Annotated in this window: 13 protein-coding genes and 1 rRNA gene; 6 read left to right on the top strand and 8 right to left on the bottom strand. The window is 70.2% G+C overall.

What is annotated here, in order from left to right:
- Positions 1-14: 14 nt before the first annotated feature.
- A complete protein-coding gene (locus tag VGL30_RS02320; RefSeq protein WP_331536361.1) occupies positions 15-605 on the bottom strand; it encodes a PAS domain-containing protein in 591 nt (196 codons plus the stop codon).
- Positions 606-739: 134 nt separating this feature from the next.
- Here VGL30_RS02320 and VGL30_RS02315 point away from each other — a divergent pair, with 134 nt between their 5' ends.
- Positions 740-1606 carry a hypothetical protein gene (locus VGL30_RS02315; protein WP_331536359.1) on the top strand — a complete coding sequence of 289 codons (867 nt, stop codon included), beginning with the start codon at positions 740-742 and terminating at the stop codon, positions 1604-1606.
- 73 nt (positions 1607-1679) lie between these two features.
- Here VGL30_RS02315 and VGL30_RS02310 read toward each other — a convergent pair whose 3' ends face one another.
- Positions 1680-4592 (bottom strand): insulinase family protein, encoded by a 2913-nt coding sequence (locus VGL30_RS02310; RefSeq protein WP_331536357.1) that lies wholly within the window; start codon positions 4590-4592, stop codon positions 1680-1682.
- 686 nt (positions 4593-5278) lie between these two features.
- The gene (locus VGL30_RS02305; RefSeq protein ID WP_331536355.1) at positions 5279-6205 is read right to left on the bottom strand and encodes an NAD(P)-dependent oxidoreductase; all 927 of its coding nucleotides are present in this window, start codon (positions 6203-6205) and stop codon (positions 5279-5281) included.
- Positions 6206-6426: 221 nt separating this feature from the next.
- Here VGL30_RS02305 and VGL30_RS02300 point away from each other — a divergent pair, with 221 nt between their 5' ends.
- Positions 6427-6663: a hypothetical protein gene (locus tag VGL30_RS02300; RefSeq protein WP_331536354.1), complete on the top strand. Its 237-nt coding sequence runs from the start codon at positions 6427-6429 to the stop codon at positions 6661-6663.
- Here the strand turns inward: VGL30_RS02300 and VGL30_RS02295 are convergent.
- Positions 6620-7087, bottom strand: coding sequence for a DUF1801 domain-containing protein (locus VGL30_RS02295; protein WP_331536352.1), 468 nt, complete (start codon positions 7085-7087; stop codon positions 6620-6622). The two genes, VGL30_RS02300 and VGL30_RS02295, sit on opposite strands and share 44 nt — an antisense overlap.
- A 236-nt stretch (positions 7088-7323) precedes the next feature.
- On the opposite strand from VGL30_RS02295, the gene VGL30_RS02290 reads away from it, so the two are divergent.
- Positions 7324-8142 carry a VOC family protein gene (locus VGL30_RS02290; protein WP_331536350.1) on the top strand — a complete coding sequence of 273 codons (819 nt, stop codon included), beginning with the start codon at positions 7324-7326 and terminating at the stop codon, positions 8140-8142.
- 53 nt (positions 8143-8195) lie between these two features.
- Here VGL30_RS02290 and hfaD read toward each other — a convergent pair whose 3' ends face one another.
- From hfaD to hfaA, 3 genes are read right to left on the bottom strand one after another with little or no spacing between them, the layout of a single operon-like run.
- Positions 8196-9425 (bottom strand): holdfast anchor protein HfaD, encoded by a 1230-nt coding sequence (hfaD, locus tag VGL30_RS02285; protein ID WP_331536348.1) that lies wholly within the window; start codon positions 9423-9425, stop codon positions 8196-8198.
- The gene (gene hfaB, locus VGL30_RS02280; RefSeq protein ID WP_331536346.1) at positions 9355-10359 is read right to left on the bottom strand and encodes a holdfast anchoring protein HfaB; all 1005 of its coding nucleotides are present in this window, start codon (positions 10357-10359) and stop codon (positions 9355-9357) included. Before hfaB ends, hfaD begins: the two co-directional genes overlap by 71 nt.
- On the bottom strand, positions 10349-10810 hold the full coding sequence (hfaA, locus tag VGL30_RS02275) for a holdfast anchoring protein HfaA (protein WP_331536344.1): 462 nt from the start codon (positions 10808-10810) through the stop codon (positions 10349-10351). The genes hfaB and hfaA overlap by 11 nt, the downstream gene beginning before the upstream one ends.
- Before the next feature lie 110 nt (positions 10811-10920).
- Between hfaA and VGL30_RS02270 the strand changes: the two genes are divergently transcribed.
- Positions 10921-11583 carry a rhomboid family intramembrane serine protease gene (locus VGL30_RS02270; RefSeq protein ID WP_331536342.1) on the top strand — a complete coding sequence of 221 codons (663 nt, stop codon included), beginning with the start codon at positions 10921-10923 and terminating at the stop codon, positions 11581-11583.
- Positions 11584-11655: 72 nt separating this feature from the next.
- Positions 11656-12084 carry a CBS domain-containing protein gene (locus tag VGL30_RS02265; RefSeq protein ID WP_331536340.1) on the top strand — a complete coding sequence of 143 codons (429 nt, stop codon included), beginning with the start codon at positions 11656-11658 and terminating at the stop codon, positions 12082-12084.
- 29 nt (positions 12085-12113) lie between these two features.
- On the opposite strand, the gene VGL30_RS02260 is transcribed toward VGL30_RS02265, so the two are convergent.
- A complete protein-coding gene (locus VGL30_RS02260) occupies positions 12114-12551 on the bottom strand; it encodes an Rrf2 family transcriptional regulator (RefSeq protein ID WP_331536338.1) in 438 nt (145 codons plus the stop codon).
- 641 nt (positions 12552-13192) lie between these two features.
- On the opposite strand from VGL30_RS02260, the gene VGL30_RS02255 reads away from it, so the two are divergent.
- Positions 13193-13585 (top strand): 16S ribosomal RNA (locus tag VGL30_RS02255); the annotation flags it as partial.

Raw genomic sequence — 13585 nt, 5'->3', positions numbered from 1 at the left:
GACCGGGGCGGCCCTCAGGCCACGTGCCGTCCGTCGAGGGTGGCGAGGCGCAGCCTGGGAACGAACTCGTTGGCCGCCCCGGTGCGCTGCAGGGCGCGGACCGTGAGGCTGAGCGCCGGCCGGCCCTGCAGGCGGGCCGTGAGGCCCAGCGGCTGGTAGAGTCCGAGGAACCGGTCGGCCTCGCCCTGCGGGCCGGCGAGAGGCGCGAACAGAACCTCCATGCCGATGCTGCCGGCGTCGCTGGTCACCTCGGCCAGGGCCACGATGGGCTCGGGCCGGCGGCGGGCCTCCTCCAGGGCGGACTGCAGGCGCGAACGGTCGCGCTCGGCCCAGAGCACCAGCGCGTTCAGGCGGCGCAGGTCGCGGCCGTGCAGGTCGCTGACGAAGCCGCCGGCCAGGCGCAGCGGATAGACCCCCGTGAAGGCGCGGCCGAGGATGAACACCTGCGGCAGGAGCCCGGCGAAATCGGCCGGGTCGACGGCCGCGCGCGCGGGCAGGGCGCCGTCGACGCTGCGGCTTCGCCAATAGTCTATCAACCGTTGTGTGGCTGAATGGAACATCGACATCGCGGCGCAGGTCCCTGGCGCGGCCGGAAACGGACGCATGGGGCTTGCAGAACGATGCGGGCCAACCGGGTTCTGTGCCATCGCGGGGCAGTCTTCGGCGGGCGAGGGGCGTGCGGCCGCACACGGCGTCCTTCCCGAGGGTTGCGGGAGCGAATGAGGAGCAGCCGTCGATGATGGCGCGTAATTCCCTGCTGGGCCTGATGATGGGACTCGGCCTTCTGCTGCTGGGGGGCGCCGCCGCCGCGCAATGCTGCGCGCCGCCGACCCCGCCCGCCTGCTGCGCGCCCCCGCCGTGCTGCACGCCCCCGCCTCCGCCGCCGCCCAGCACGCCGCCGTGCTGCACGCCGGGGCACAATGTGACCGTGCCGGGGGTCAATGTCTTCGTGGCGGGCGCGGTGACCGTGAACGCCCAGGCCCGCGCGCAGGCCTCGTCCGTGGCCGGCGCCGGGGCCTCTTCCGTCGTGTTCTTCGGCGGCGGCGGAGGAGGCGGCTATGCGCCGCCGATGGCCACCGGCGTCATCCAGGGCCTGAACGTGGGCGGCGGCATGAAGCGCACCGCCTACCAGGCGACCCGCAGCAAGACCACGCGGGTGATCATCCAGGCCGTCTGCATCGACGACCGCTTCGTGGCCCACCCGGCTTCGCAGGTGCGCCCCGAGCGCGAGGTGGACGACCTCTACGAAGGCGAGCTCTACCGCTGCATCGCCGGCACGCGGATGCAGTACACGGTCGCGGAATTCCTCGGGAAGATCGACTTCTCCGGCGGCAAGACAATGGTCTGCGCCAAGGGCGAGGCGCTCTACCACGCCGCGGGCGGCGGGGCGCGCCGGGACGCCGCGGCGGCCGCCAACGTCTCCTGCCGGCCGCAGAAGCCGGCCCGCGACTGCAACGAACGCTCGCTGCTGCGCCGGTTCGGCGCCGGCATCAAGATCCTGACCATGACCATCGTGGAGAGCTACACGGCCTACCGCGAGGAAAGCTCCGAATCCGTCGTCAGCTCCATGAGCCTCGACGGCGGGGTGGGCGGCATCGCCTACTGAACGAATTCGGCTTCAGTCCGGCGGACGAGGGGTGGCGGGCCAGGCTCGCCACCCCTTTTCCGTGGGCGCTCCGTCACTTCCCCTGCGGGCGCACCTCCAGGGTCCAGGCCTTGGCGTCCGAGAGGTAGCGGGCCGCCGCGTGCTGGACGTCGGCGGGGGTGACGCGCTCGGTGCCGGGCAGGACGGCGCGCACGGCGTCGAGCCGGCGCGGGTCGGCCTGGGCGCCGGAAAGCTCCGAGAGCCAGTACTGGTTGGTCACCCGGGCCTTCTCGATGCGGTCGAGGCGCGGCTTCTTGGCCCGCTCCAGTTCGTCGGCGGAGACCGGCCTGGCGGCGAGGTCGGCGGCGATCTTGCGCACGTCGGCGAAGAAGCCGGCCAGCTTCTCCGGCGGGACCTCGACGCTGGCGGAGACGAAGCCGTAACCCGGCCAGACCATGGAGTGGCTGTAGTTCACCGAGGGCGAGTAGGTCGCCCCCTGGGCCTCCCGCAGCTCGTCGATCAGCCGCAGGTTCAGCACCTCGCCCATCACCGCCGTCTCACGGGCGAGCTGGGGGTTGGCGAAGAAGTCGGTGGTGGGCCAGGCGACGTAGCCGATCGCCTGGTCGGCGCGGCCCTTGTGGCGCAGGACCACCGGGGCGGCGTCGTGGACCGGGAAGGCGGTCTGGCGCTGGGCCGCCGCGGGCGCGGGCGCCGCGGGCCGAGCGGGCAGGGCGCCGAACGTGCCGGCCACGGCGTCGACGGCCTTGTCCACCGTGATGTCGCCCACGATCACCACCTCGATGTCGCCATGGGCCATGGTGGGCGCGATCTGGCCTTCCAGGTCCTCGATCTTCGCCTGGGCGATCTCCTGGCGGCTGGGGAAGGTCCAGCGGCGGTCGCCCGAGTGCAGCAGGCCGGCGAGGTCGCGGGACAGGACGCCGGAGTCGGTGGCCTCGTACTGGTCGTGGATGGTCTTGCCGGCGGTCTTCAGGCGCTGGAACGCCTCCGGCCGCCAGCCGGGCTCGGCGAGGTAGGCGGCCAGGATCTGCAGCTGGGTCTCCAGGTCGCCGGTGCGGGTCCCGCCGGAGAGGGTGAAGGCGTCGTCGCCGACGGAGAAGTGGGCGCCGTAGACCTTGGAGGCCAGCACGCGCTCCATGTCCTCGGCGCTGATCTGCTTCAGGCCCCCCTCGATGTAGGCGCCCGCGCCCCAGCCGGCGCTCTGGCGGTCGCGGGCGAGGTCCAGCAGGCCGTCGCCGACGTTGACGCGCACCAGCACCTCGTCGTCGCGGAACTTGGTGGGCTTGACGGTCAGCCGCACGCCGTTCTCGAGGCGCACGAAGACGGTGTCGAGATCGGTGACCTCGCGGGTCTCGGCGGCCTTGCCGGGGACGCCGAAGGTCTCGTAGGGCCAGACCACCTGGGCAGGGGCGGCCGGCGGCTCCACGGACAGCTTCTGCGAATCGGCCAGCGCCGAAAGCAGGGTGGCCTCGCCGCCCTCGACGGGCTTGGGCGAGGCCATGAACACCAGCGGCCCCTGGCCCTTGAAGCCGGTCCTGAGCGCGGCCGAGACGGTCTCGGCCTTCAGGTCCTTTACGGTCGCCTCGAACTCCGCGAGGTCCTGGGGCGGGCCGGTGACCACCTCGTCGTCGTCGAGCGTGCCCAGGATCTCCGCGGCGATCTGGCTCTGGCGGCGGGTGGCGGCGCCGGCCACGGCGGCCTTCAGGGCGGCGCGGGTCTCCTCGATCTCGCGGTCGAGCTCGTCCTGGCGGACGCCGTACTGGACGGCGCGGCGCTGTTCCTGCTCCACGGCGTAGAGCGCCCGGCGCCAGCCGTCGGCCTCGGTGTTGACGGTGACCAGCGCGATGTCGGCGGCCTCGTACTGGGTCCCCTTGAAGGCGCCGGCGCCCAGGAACGGCGGATCGGGCGCGCGGGCCAGGCGGGAGAAACGGCGGTTGAGCACCGCGAAGCCCAGCTGCTCCACCATGTCCCGGCGGCGCTTGGCGACCGTGTCGGCGGCCCGGTCGGGCGGACCCACCCAGGCGACCTGGATCGAGGCGGGCGCGCCGGGCTCGACCATCAGCCTGGCCTCGGCGCCGCGGGGCTTCACTGCGCTGAGGTCGGGATCCGCGCCGGGGCCGCCCGCAGGCGCCCAGTCGCTGAACCGGGCGCGGATCCTGGCCTCCATGGCGTCGACGTCGAAGTCGCCCACCGCCACCACCACCGCCCGGTCGGGGCGGTACCAGGCGTCGTAGTAGCTGCGGATCAGGCTGGCCGGCGCGGTCTGCAGGATCTGCACCTGACCGATCGGCTGACGCAGCGGCGGCCGCTGGCCGGGCATGAAGAACTCCAGCCTGGACTTGAAGATCCGGTAGGCCGGCGTGTCGCGCGCCCGCTCCTCCGACAGCACGACGCCGCGCTCGCGGTCGACGGCGGCCTGGCCGATGGCGAGGTTGGAGGCCGTCTCGCGCAGCAGCATCAGGCTGGTGTCGACGGTCTCGGCGTCGGTGCGCGGCAGGTCGAGCTTGTAGAGGGTCTCGTCGAAGTCGGTGGAGGCGTTGGTGTCGGCGCCGAAGGCCAGGCCGAGGCGCTCGAGGATCTTGACCATGTCGCCCTCCGGCACGCCCTTCGAACCGTTGAAGGCCATGTGCTCCAGGAAGTGGGCGAGGCCCTGCTGCGGGTCGGTCTCCATCAGCGAGCCCGCGCCGATCCGCAGGCGCAGCGCCGCCTGACCGGGCGGGATCGCCTGCTTGCGGATGGCGTAGCGCAGGCCGTTGGGCAGGGCGCCGAAGCGGATGTCCGGGTCGACGGCGACATCGGAGCGCGCCTGCGGCCATTCGCCGGGGTTCAGCTTGACCCGCTGGGGCAGGGCCGCATCCGCCCGCGGCGTCGCGGTGTCGGACTTCCCGCCCAAATGGGGCAGGTGCAGGCTGGGCGCGTGGTGGGAGGCGCAGGCCGCAAGGGCCAGGGCCGCGACGAGCGCGAGGCTCGCGCGCAGGGGACGGATCATCAACAGTTCCCGGAAATGCGATCGGCGCAGTCTTGCCACGCGCCGTGGCGATCACAAGGCGGGATGTTGCAGGACGGCGCGGCGGCGGACGGCGGTCCGCGGACCCCACGGACGGACGGGAGATTCCGAAGCGCCGCGCCGCCGCCGCAGCCGCCCCTTACGTCGGTAAACACTTTTTCGGAGTGGCGGACAACACCTGCGCCGGCCCCGGGCCGGCGACGGGCGTGCGGGCGATTTGTTCTTAGATTCATATGTTTGTTGTTCCAGATCCGAAGCTCGGCCTGACGCCATAGGCGTTTACCGGGGTGTTGACCGGTCAACACCCGGTCTCGCCCGCGAGCGCCCCGGCTTCCGAAGGACGCGAAGCCCACGCCGGCGCACGTCCAGGAAAAGGGCGACGGGGCGCCGCCCCGGTCCGAAATCCCATGTCATCGGGCGCCCCCTCACCCAGCCAACCGCTCGGGCCGGACGAGGGTAGTGCGGAAGAGGGTCGGCGGCAAGAACAAACAAGGAACATCAGGATTGCGGAGCGGCGGTCGGGAACCGGGGCCGACCGCCAAACCACCGGCGGCGGAAGCATCCGTCGGGGCGCCGGCGCTATTCGCAGCCTGGCCGGCTTCCGCCGACCGCGACGGGTGCAGATCTCCTTGGATGGACATCCGTTGGCGTCGGCCGGTCCGCCCGGATCAGAGCCCGGCGTCCAGGCCAGCGCGGCGGGCCGCGACGGCTGCGACAGCCGACCAGTCCTTGTCCGCGTCTCCATGTCCGACCGCGTCGATGAAGTTGTCACGCAGCACGCTCGCGAACGGCATGGGCGCGCCGACCGCCTCGCCGGCCTCCAGCGCCAGGCGAATGTCCTTCAAGCCGAGCGGCAGCTTGAAGTTCGCCGGCTCGAAGCGCTGCTCCACGATCATGGGGCCATAGGTCCTGTAGGCGGGCGCCGCGAACAGCGTGCCTGTCAGCACCTCCAGCAGGATCTGCGGATCGAGGTCATGGCGTCGGGCCAGGGCGAAGGCCTCGGCCATCGCCTCCATGGCCGAGGCGAGGGCGAAATTGCAGGCCAGCTTGGCGAGGTTGGCCAAGTGCGGCTGCTCGCCGATGGGCCAAGTCCGTTTGCCCAGCGCCTGCAGCAACGGTCGCACCCGGGCGACGGAGCCCGGATGGCCAGCGAACAGGACGTTCAGTTCGCCGGCGGCAGCCACGTCCGGGCGGCCCAGGACCGGCGCCGCCACGTAGCCGACCCCCGCCCGCTCGTGCGCCTGCTCCAGGTCTTGAGAGAAGGCGACCGAGATCGTGGATGACACGATGTGGACCAGATCTTTGTGCGCCGCCGTGAGCAAACCCTGATCCAGGATCACCTCGCGCACGGCCTGGTCCGCGGCGAGCATGGTGACGACCGCGTCCGCGTCGAAGACCTCTCCGGGGGTCGCCGCAGCCTCGGCGCCCTCGCGCCGCAGGGCTTCGACAGGTCCTGGAGACCGGTTCCAAACCCTTACCTGATGGCCGGCTCCGATCAGGCTGCGGGCCATGCCCGAGCCCATGGCGCCCAGACCGATGAAGCCGATGTCCATGACCGACGCTCCTGTCCCGCTTGCCGGGCGACGATTTTGCACCCTGCGCGGCCGCCGTCCAAGCGTGGCCGGACAAGCGCGTCCAACATCGGGCCAGACCGGCGCCGCTTCGGCCGATTTTCAGGCCTGGCGATAGCCGCAAGCGGACGTCGCCAGGGATCTTCGCCGGCGCATAAGCCTGCCGGAGGTCCTGCTCTGGAAGGCGCCGAAGGGCCGCCAGCTTTCGGGGTTGCTTCCGCAAGCAGCATCCGCTCGGGCCCTATGTGCTGGACTTCTACTGCGAGGCTCGACGGCTCGCGGTCGAGGTTGACGACGCGAGCACCGCTAGCAGCGACTCGCGGTCAGTCAAGACATGGTCGCTGGCGGGTTCATGCGGTGCGGTGTCAGCTGGCCAGGCGGCGAGGGGCGGGGCGTCAAGGTCACGACAGGCGTCAAACCTTGAGGAGCCGCGTTCGATTATCGGGCTGAAGACCTGTTCAGGGCCACAGCGGCACGTATGAGCGCCTTGAAGGCATCCACATCTACTTCATCTCCCTCATGGAGATCTATGGCGCGCCTGGTGTTGCCTTCAAGGCTGGAGTTGAACAGACCTGAAGGGTCCTCGAGCGAGGCGCCCTTGGCGAAAGTCAGCTTCACGACGCTCTTGTACGTCTCGCCGGTGCAGATCAGTCCGTCGTGAGACCACACCGGAACGCCTCTCCACTTCCACTCCTCGACCACTTCGGGGTCCGCCTGCCTGATGAGAGCGCGGACATGGGCGAGCGTCTCGCCCCTCCAGTCGTCCAGTTCCCTGATCCTCGCGTCGATCAGCCGGGAAGGGGATTCGCCCTCGGTCGTTGGGCTCTTTTTCATATTGTTTGCAGCTCCGCTCTCGAACCGGTGACCGGTCAACTGTTGAAAAAACCCGGCGTGGCCGACCACCATCACCGTCTTGCCGTGCCGACGCCATACCCATGAGGGCGACGACCCGGTCCAGGAACCCTGCGACGCCCGAGTCGCCCGGCTCGAACATCTCTCCCGGCGCGACGGTCCTGCCGAGCCGCCCAAATTCCCGAGGCGCGAGCGCCCCGGCGAGCAATCCGGACTTTGACGCCGGCCGGCCGAGTGATCTGATAGGCGCCGACGAGGCCAGAGCCGAAGGCCAGAGCTGAAGGAATGACATGACGAAATCGATCCGCCCCCGGCGCATGAGCCACCCGAACCTGGTGCTGGAAGACTTCGACGCCAGCCTCGCCCATCTTCGCACCCTCTTCGGAGCGGAGCTTCTGATGGATATGCCCAAGCCCGCGTGGCACGCCTGCCTGGTGGACATCGGCGGCGTGGTCATCGAGGTGTTCGCGCCGCCGGCCTTCCTGCTCAACTCGCGCCACGGACCGCACTTTCTCGGGATGGAGTACGAGGCGGACATGACCGAGGTGCGGGAGGCCGTCGCCGCGCACGGGATCCGGATCATCCGGGACCTCGATGTCGCCCTGCACACCCATCCCGCCGACTGCTTCGGGGTGGATTTCGAATTCTACGAAGGGACCTTCTACGGCGCCGACACGCCGCACATGATCCAGCACGTCAAGCCGGTCGAATACTGGCGCGACCAACACCCGCTCGGCCTCGCCGGCCTGAAGGCCTACACCCTCGCCGTCTCCGACATCGAGGCGGCGACCCGCTTCGTGCAGAGCTTTCTGAGCGGGGAGGTGACCTACGAGACGTCGAGGCCGGCGATCGCCGCGCGGGCGGTGGGCCTGCAGGTGGCGGACTGCGTCGTCGAACTCCTCACCCCTGACGGGGACGGACCGCTCCAGCGTCAACTCCAGCAGATCGGACAGGGGATCCGCTCGTTGGTGTTCCGCACCCGCGACATCGACCAGGCGCGCCGCCATTTCACCGAGCACGACGTGGAGCTGGTCGCGGGCACGGCTCCGGACAGCTTCGCGGTGGCGCCGGCGGCCAACCTCGGCGTGCTCTTCGAGTTTGCCGAATGACGGCCCGGCGGCGGCCTGCCGACGGCTGAACCGTCCCAGGCCGCTTCCGGGGCCTAGTCGGCGGGCCGGCTCACGTAGTAGCTGGCGGTGTTGCCCACGGCGTTGGCGATACCGTAGACCGAGCGGCCGGAGGTTACCGAGACCTGCGAGGCCGCGCCCACGTCGGCGTTGTTGCTCTGGCGGTTGTTGGCCGTGATCGTGCCGGTGCAGTCGGAGCAGGCGTAGCCGGTGGCGGCGTTGCCGATCGCCGTGGCCGAGGCCGTGGCGTCGAAGCCCTGGGTCCCGGTGTAGCTGGCCGCCGCGTCGATCCCGCCGCCGTCGTTGACCTGGGTATTGTCGATCACCGTCGAGGGCCCGACATTGCCGGCCACCACGCTGTTGCCCACGCCATAGGCCGTGGCCGTCCCGGCGCCGAACTCGTAGCCGGAGTTGACCGCCTCGGCGTGCAGGTAGGCGAGGTTCTGCTGGTTGGTGGTGACGTCGAGCAGCGGGCCCTGCTCGTTGGCCGTGACGTTGTTGCCGGTGGCGGTGGCCTGGGTGTTGGTCAGGTAGCCGTTGCCGTAACTGGTGAACTGCGCCGCCTGGGTGACGTCGGCGTTGTTCTGCTGGTTCACCACCACCCGCTGGCCGGAGCCCACGCCCGCGACGGTGACGTTGTTGGCCGCCGCGGTGGCGGTGAAGTCCGACTGACCGGAGATGTAGCCGTAGGTCCCGCCGCCGTCGGCGTCGACGAAGGCGTTGTTGACCTGGTTCACGGTCGCGCCCGTGGCGCCGTAGGTGGCGGCCACGCCCTGGCTGTTGCCGATGGCCTGGACCGAGGCGGCGACGTCGCCGGCCTGGGCGTCCGGGGCCTCCACGTGGCTGACCGCCGAGACCGTCGTGGCCTCGGTGCGCTGGTTGTAGACGCCGGTATGCGTCCCCGACACGACGCCGCCGTCGCCGGCGTTGCCGGTGGCCGCGGTCGCGAGCCTGCTGGAGGCGCCGGAGTTGGCGGCGACGTTGGCGGTGGTGGTGGCGGTGACGTCGGCCTGCAGGTTCTGGTTCGAGCGGACGTCGAGGTCGCCGGTGTCGACGGTGAAGTCGGCGCTGTTGCCGGTGGCGGTGGTGCTCGCCGTCACCCCGTCGGTCACCTCGACCACGTCGAGGGTCTGGTCGGAGGAGACGCCGCCCGACTGGACCTGATCGTTGTAGACCGTCGAGGCCAGCGTCTGGCTAGTAGCGGTCCCGCACGGCAGAATCGCGGCGAGCGTGCCAGCGAGAAGGATCTTCGCGGGTCTGCGCATTGTTGGTTTCCAGGTTGTTGTACGCGGGCACGTAGCCGCCGGTCAGGCCGGTGGTGGCGCCGGCGAGCGGGTCGGAGGCGAGGCAGGCCTCCGGGCCCGACATGCCGTAGAGGTTGGCGGTCATCTCGACGACGGCGCGCTCCACCAGGGCGCGGACGGCCAGCTGCATGGGCTCCATCGCCCCTTCGCCGGCCGAGATGTCGAAGGCGTTGCCGTTGAAGAAGTCGAAGATGCCGGCGCTGATCTCGCGGCCCACCACCTGCTTCTGGTAGGAGATGACGTCCACCACCTCGAGCGTGCGGGTGTTGATCAGCCGCAGGTCCAGGCCGATGTTCATCACGAACAGCCGGCCGTGCAGCGTGCCCTTGAAGTCCTTGGGCGTGGGGTCGCCGCCGGCGATGTCGACGCCGGAGGAGCGGATGTTGAAGTTGAGCTCGGTGATGCCGCCGGCCACGTAGAAGTCGGAGCCGGGCACCTGGCCCGCCAGGATCTTGCGGTATTCCGCCGGCATGTCGGGGGCGGGTTTCGGGTTGTCGGAGATCAGCTTGTTGTTGGCGTACTTCAGCTCCAGCTCGGAGACCGAGGTGTCGAAGCGCTCCACCAGCGGCATGCCCGCCTTGGCGAACGCCGACATGGCCATCAGCGAGGCGCCTTGCGTCAGCTTGCGGCCCGAGCCGTCGGCCTCGGCCTTGCCGGTGTAGTCGGCGATGCGGCCGATAGCGATGCGCGGAGCGGCGACCCTGGCGCCGCGGGCATATTCCGCCTCGCAGACCAGGGCGGCGGAGTAGGGCGTCGGATTGGGCGTCACCGTGGCGGTGCCGATGGCCGCGGCGTAGTTGCCGCCCGGACCCGCGACCGGCGTGACGCAGCCCGACAGCGCCAGCGACCCGACGGCGAGGACCGCCGCGGCCCGCACCAGGCGTTTATTGACCATTACCCACCCCTGCATTCAGATTCGTGTTCGCCGAGACGGCCCCGTTGTTGGTCTGGGTCGAATTGACGATGACGGTGTTGTTGGATCCCTGCGTCACGACGACGAGGTTGTTGCCGACGGCGCTGGCGGCGCCGCCGCTGGCGCCCACGCCGGCGAAGGCGTCGGCCGCGCCGCCGGCGCGCGAGAAGCTGGACTGGTCCTCGCCCGAGAGGATCAGGCCGTCGACGATCACCCGGTTGCCGTTGGCGTCGCGGGTGGTCACGTCCACCGGACGGTTCTCCTGGCCCGCGATGCGGCCGTAGCCGGCGTTGTATTCGGCGGAATTGCTGGACATGGACTGCGCATGGGCCTGGCCGGCGGCGCAGGCGCACGCCAGGGCGGCCAGCCAGACGAGGCGCGGCGCGGCGGGGAAGGCGGCGACCATGAAGCGATATTCTCCCGCAGGCGACATCGAGGCGCCCGGGCGCGCGAAACCGCCGCGCGTGAGCCGGAGCGTCGCTACTTAAGCCGCACCAACCCTCGCGATTTGGTTAAGACTAGGCGCTGCGCCACGAGGACTGCATGCCGCCCGAGCCCGACAGCCCCCCCGCGCGGCAGCCGATCCTGAACGCGCCCTGGCCGGCCGCCATGCTCGCCGCCGTGATCGTGGCGGGCTTCGCCGTGCAGAGCCTCTTTCCGCCCGAGGCGGCGATCGCCCCTTACGCCTTCCGGGCGAGCGACCTGGAGGCGGGGCGGTGGATCACCCTGCTCACCGCTCTTTTCCTGCACGGGAGCTGGCCGCACGCCTTGATGAACGCGGCCTTCGCCCTGGCGTTCGGCACGCCCGTGGCGCGGTTCCTGGGGCTGCAGGCCCGCGGGGTGCTGGTCTTCGTGGTCTTCTACCTCGCCTGCGGCGTGCTGGGGAACCTGGCCTTCGCCGCCCTCCACCGGGGCGATCCGACGCCGCTGGTGGGCGCGTCCGGCGCGGTCTCCGGCCTGATGGGCGCGGCTGCGCGGCTGATCGCGGGGCGCGGACGGCCGGGGCCGATCCTCAGCCGGCCGGTCATCGGCATGGGCGCGGCCTGGGTGCTGGTCAACCTGCTGGTGGCCGTGACCGGCATCGCGCCGGGGGCCAACGGGGCGAGCGTCGCCTGGGAGGCGCACCTGGGGGGCTTCGCCGCCGGCGTGCTGTCGTTCGGGGCCGCCGCCTGGGCGGCGCGCGGGCCGCAACCGGCGATGCATTGATCGAACGGCCTTTTTGAGCGAGGCTCGCCCCAGGCTGTGGGGCGAACCCGCACGAACCGGAGGAGGCGCGTGATGCTGGTGTCACAAATCCTCAAGACCAAGGGCGACCTGGTGTTCACCGTGGCGCCCACCGAGACCGTGGCCGCGGTGGCGGCCCTGCTGCATTCCCGGCGGGTGGGCGCCCTGGTGGTGCTCGACGCCGAACGGGTGGTGGGCATCGTCTCCGAGCGCGACGTCGTACGCCTGGTGGCCGAGAGCGGCGGGGCGGCGCTGGCCCGGCCGGTGGCCGACTGCATGACCCGCGACGTGCTGTTCGCCGAGCCCGGCGAGACGGTGGACTCCCTGCTGGAGCGCATGACCGACCGGCGGGTGCGCCACCTGCCGGTCTGCAAGGCCGAGCGGCTGGTGGGGATCATCTCCATCGGCGACCTGGTGAAGTCGAAGATCTCCGAGGTCGAGGCCGAGGCCAGCGGCCTGAAGGCCTATATCGCCGCGGGGTAGGGACGGGGCGGGGGCGATGCGGCGCCCGTTCACGCCCCCTCGCGGAACACCTCCGCGCCCTGGCCGGCGGCGGCGTCGGCCAGGCTGTAGTCATCGAGGACGGCGGCGGTGGCGTCGCGGGCGCGCAGCAGGGCCTCGCGCAGGGAGCAGGCGGCCAGGTCCGGGCAGTCGTCGCATTTGCGGAACGCCAGCCGGCTGACGCAGGGGGCGAGCGCCAGGGGGCCGTCGATCACCCGGATCACCTCGGCGAAGCTGACCTCGCCGGCGGGCCTGGCCAGGCTGTAGCCGCCGAACTTGCCCCGGCGGCTGACCACGATGCGGTTGCGGGCGAGCTCCAGCAGGATCGCCTCCAGGAACTTGCGCGGCGCATCGGCCCGAATCGCCAGCTCGGCCGAGGTGGCCTGGCCGCCGTCCCGCGCCAGTTCGACCAGGGCGCGCAACGCGTATCGGGCCTTCTGGGAGAGCATGGGGCCTATCTGACCGCCCGCGCGCGACGGCGCAAGCGGGGCGGCGGCGCGCGGGCGGCGGGGAAGGGCGACGATTATGCGACAGGCCGTTGACACCCTCCAGGCAGGCGACTAGATACGCCGCTCCCCGAACGGGCGGGGGGCCTGAAGAGGGCGGCCAGGGACGGAAAAGTCCTTGATTTTCTCTCCGACGACGAATATCTTCCCGGACTTCAATCGAATCGCGACGGACTGTATGGGGGATGCCCCTCGGCGGCCCCGAGCGACTTTTGCGCCAAATTTCCGGGTGACCGGATACGGCGAAAAAGCCGGAGACGGTCGATTGACACCGAAGTCCGAGGCGACTAGATAGCCGCCTCCGCCGCCACCGGGCGCTAAACGGTGGGGCCGGCGAAAGCCAGTCGGGTCTTTGACATCGTTGATTTGGAAAGAGAAACGCAGGCGGCGGCGTCCTGGCGATAGTCCTAACCAGACTATCTCGACGCTGACGAATCTGCGGTCTCTTGAAGACACCATGAATATGGATACCCGGGGATTTCGGTCCTTGGGCATCGATGTGAATGGGAACTCGTCAAGAACTACGCAGACTAAATGCCAATCGATCCCTCGGGATCGAGGACGCTGAACGTTAGCGGTCAACTCAACCTGAGAGTTTGATCCTGGCTCAGAGCGAACGCTGGCGGCAGGCCTAATACATGCAAGTCGAGCGCACCTTCGGGTGAGCGGCGGACGGGTGAGTAACGCGTGGGAATATGCCCTTTGGTACGGAACAACTGAGGGAAACTTCAGCTAATACCGTATGTGCCCTTCGGGGGAAAGATTTATCGCCATTGGAGTAGCCCGCGTTGGATTAGCTAGTTGGTAGGGTAAAGGCCTACCAAGGCTACGATCCATAGCTGGTCTGAGAGGATGATCAGCCACACTGGGACTGAGACACGGCCCAGACTCCTACGGGAGGCAGCAGTAGGGAATCTTGCGCAATGGGCGAAAGCCTGACGCAGCCATGCCGCGTGAATGATGAAGGTCTTAGGATT

The organism is Phenylobacterium sp., from assembly GCF_036502675.1.
Taxonomy (GTDB): domain Bacteria; phylum Pseudomonadota; class Alphaproteobacteria; order Caulobacterales; family Caulobacteraceae; genus Phenylobacterium.
Note: the sequence above shows the minus strand (reverse complement) of the source record. Positions and strands in the feature narration are given on the sequence as shown.

Bases quoted from the DNA above. Each gene is read 5' to 3' on its own strand.
- VGL30_RS02320 (WP_331536361.1), bottom strand. From the start codon at position 605: ATGCGTCCGTTTCCGGCCGCGCCAGGGACCTGCGCCGCGATGTCGATG.
- VGL30_RS02315 (WP_331536359.1), top strand. From the start codon at position 740: ATGGCGCGTAATTCCCTGCTGGGCCTGATGATGGGACTCGGCCTTCTG.
- VGL30_RS02310 (WP_331536357.1), bottom strand. From the start codon at position 4,592: ATGATCCGTCCCCTGCGCGCGAGCCTCGCGCTCGTCGCGGCCCTGGCC.
- VGL30_RS02295 (WP_331536352.1), bottom strand. From the start codon at position 7,087: ATGGTGGTCGGCCACGCCGGGTTTTTTCAACAGTTGACCGGTCACCGG.
- VGL30_RS02290 (WP_331536350.1), top strand. From the start codon at position 7,324: ATGACGAAATCGATCCGCCCCCGGCGCATGAGCCACCCGAACCTGGTG.
- hfaD (WP_331536348.1), bottom strand. From the start codon at position 9,425: ATGCGCAGACCCGCGAAGATCCTTCTCGCTGGCACGCTCGCCGCGATT.
- hfaB (WP_331536346.1), bottom strand. From the start codon at position 10,359: ATGGTCAATAAACGCCTGGTGCGGGCCGCGGCGGTCCTCGCCGTCGGG.
- hfaA (WP_331536344.1), bottom strand. From the start codon at position 10,810: ATGTCGCCTGCGGGAGAATATCGCTTCATGGTCGCCGCCTTCCCCGCC.
- VGL30_RS02270 (WP_331536342.1), top strand. From the start codon at position 10,921: ATGCCGCCCGAGCCCGACAGCCCCCCCGCGCGGCAGCCGATCCTGAAC.
- VGL30_RS02265 (WP_331536340.1), top strand. From the start codon at position 11,656: ATGCTGGTGTCACAAATCCTCAAGACCAAGGGCGACCTGGTGTTCACC.
- VGL30_RS02260 (WP_331536338.1), bottom strand. From the start codon at position 12,551: ATGCTCTCCCAGAAGGCCCGATACGCGTTGCGCGCCCTGGTCGAACTG.